3 protein-coding genes are annotated in these 2,166 nt (G+C 62.4%); all 3 read left to right on the top strand.

Annotation, left to right across the window (positions count from 1 at the left end; genetic code table 11):
- A partial coding sequence (locus ACRC1E_RS08505; protein ID WP_438514670.1) for an alpha-E domain-containing protein occupies positions 1-577 on the top strand: 577 nt, incomplete at its 5' end.
- Positions 577-1,356, top strand: a complete 780-nt coding sequence (locus ACRC1E_RS08500) for a transglutaminase family protein (RefSeq protein ID WP_438514669.1) — start codon at positions 577-579, stop codon at positions 1,354-1,356. The genes ACRC1E_RS08505 and ACRC1E_RS08500, both read left to right, overlap by 1 nt.
- A gap of 27 nt (positions 1,357-1,383) precedes the next feature.
- The gene (locus ACRC1E_RS08495) at positions 1,384-2,112 is read left to right on the top strand and encodes a peptidase (RefSeq protein ID WP_438514668.1); all 729 of its coding nucleotides are present in this window, start codon (positions 1,384-1,386) and stop codon (positions 2,110-2,112) included.
- The last annotated feature ends 54 nt before the right edge of the window (positions 2,113-2,166 follow it).

The raw sequence follows: 2,166 nt of genomic DNA, 5'->3' as shown, positions 1-2,166 counted from the left end.
CTGGCTTGAGGCACGCGAACTCTCTGCCGCCGACGGCAATTTCCAGACCTTCTTCGACTGGGTCAAGGAGCGCTCCCACCTGTTCCGCGGCGCGACCCACGGCACCTGCCAGCGTACCGATGCCTTTTCCTTTATCCGGCTGGGCACCTTTATCGAGCGCGCCGACAACACCGCCCGCCTGCTGGACGTCAAGAGCCAGTTACTGGGTGACAGCGATAGCGCCGACTACTACGCGTGGAGCGCTCTGCTACGCGCAGTCGGTGCCTTCGAGGCCTATCACACCCTGTACCGCGACGCCCCCTCGGGCCGGCGCGTAGCCGAGCTACTGCTGCTTCGGCCCGATATGCCAAGAAGCCTGCGGGCCTGCTGCGACGACATCTACAAATGGCTTGCGCGCATCGAGGGCGAGAACGGCCGCGCGGCCAAACGTCTGGCGGCCGAACTGAGGGCGGCACAGGCCTACACCAGCGTCGATGAAGTGTTCGAAACCGGGCTGCACGACTATCTGGACAAGATGCTCGCCGATATAACCCGTCTGGGGGCACTGGTCCATCAGGCCTATCTGGAGGCCGCATAATGCGACTGACCATCCGCCACACCACGCACTACCGTTACGCCGAAGCGGCACGGCGCAGCGCGCAACTGCTGCGCCTGACGCCAGCCAACGACCCATACCAGACAGTTCGCCACTGGCGGCTGGACTTGCCGGCGGCCGCCACGCCCGGCATTGACGGCTACGGCAATCTGTACCACCTGATGACACTGGAAGACGCCCACGACGAAATCAGCCTAGTAGCCAGCGGCGAAGTTGAAACACAGCACCGCGCAGCCCACCCCCAGCCCGGTGTACTGGACGTGCGGGTCTTTTTGCGCCACACCGCGCTCACCGCCACTAGCACAGCCATTATCGATCTTGCACACGCAGCCTCAGGCAACGGCCCCCTGCTCGAGAAGCTCGGGTGCAAGGTGCTGGAAGCCATGCCTTATACGCCCGGCGCCACTAGCGCGTATACACCAGCGGATCAGGCACTCGAGCTTGGCGCCGGCGTGTGCCAGGACCATACCCAGGTCTTTATCACCGCCTGCCGCATTCTGGGTTTGCCCGCCCGCTACGTCAGCGGCTACCTGTTGAACGAAAAAGAAGAACATGCCGCCAGCCATGCCTGGGCCGAAGTCTGGCTGGACCATGCCTGGCATGGCTTCGATGTCAGTAACGCACGCGAGCCGGATGCTCACCACCTCAAACTCGCTACCGGGCTGGATTATCTGGACGCCTGCCCGGTGCGCGGCATGCGCCTGGGCGGCGGACAGGAAGTTCTCAGCGCCCGTGCCGACGTCCACCCAGTAGATGGCTGATCAATCGCTACACAGATAAAGGCTCACATGACTTATTGCGTTGCAATCCGCCTCGCCCGGGGACTGGTCTTCGCCTCCGACACCCGCACCAATGCCGGCGTCGACCACGTCGCCACTTTTTGCAAGATGCGGGTATTCGAAAAGCCGGGACAGACGCGTATGGTACTGCTCTCGTCCGGCAACCTCGCCACCAGCCAGAGCGTGGCCAGCCAGCTTGAGCTGTCATGCCGCCAGCACGAGGCCGCCCGCAACTTCCTGCAGGTCGCATCGCTATACGATGCGGCAGCCATGGTCGGCGCCACCTTGCGCGAAGTGCTTGCGCGCGATGCCGATCCGGACTCCGCCATTGATTTTTCCAGCCATTTTCTATTGGGAGGGCAGGTAGATGGCGAGGCGATGCGTTTATTCCATATTTATCCGCAAGGCAATTTCATCGAGGCCTGCCGCGATACACCCTATTTCCAGATCGGTGAGGCCAAATACGGCAAACCCATTCTCGACCGGGTACTGGACTACGACACGCCGCTGACACAGGCGATCCAGTGCGCACTGATCTCGCTAGATTCGACCATGCGCTCCAACCTGTCGGTTGGCGCCCCCATTGATCTGGTCTGGCTGCGGCCAAACGATGATGCGCCACTGGCACCGATCAGACTGGCCGAGCAGGATCCGTATTTCAGCGCCCTGCGTCAGGCGTGGGGCAAGGGGCTACGCGAAGTATTCTCCACCCTGCCCATCCCCGGCTGGCCACTGTAAAGCAGCAGCCGTAAAACAAAAAGCCCGCAAGATGCGGGCTTCTGATGGGGCGAA

It is taken from the genome of Craterilacuibacter sp. (assembly GCF_051659485.1).
GTDB lineage: Bacteria > Pseudomonadota > Gammaproteobacteria > Burkholderiales > Chromobacteriaceae > Craterilacuibacter.
This window is presented reverse-complemented; position numbering and strand designations above follow the sequence as displayed.

Coding starts and splice junctions, on each gene's coding strand:
- ACRC1E_RS08495 (WP_438514668.1), top strand. CDS start 1,384: ATGACTTATTGCGTTGCAATCCGCCTCGCCCGGGGACTGGTCTTCGCC.
- ACRC1E_RS08500 (WP_438514669.1), top strand. CDS start 577: ATGCGACTGACCATCCGCCACACCACGCACTACCGTTACGCCGAAGCG.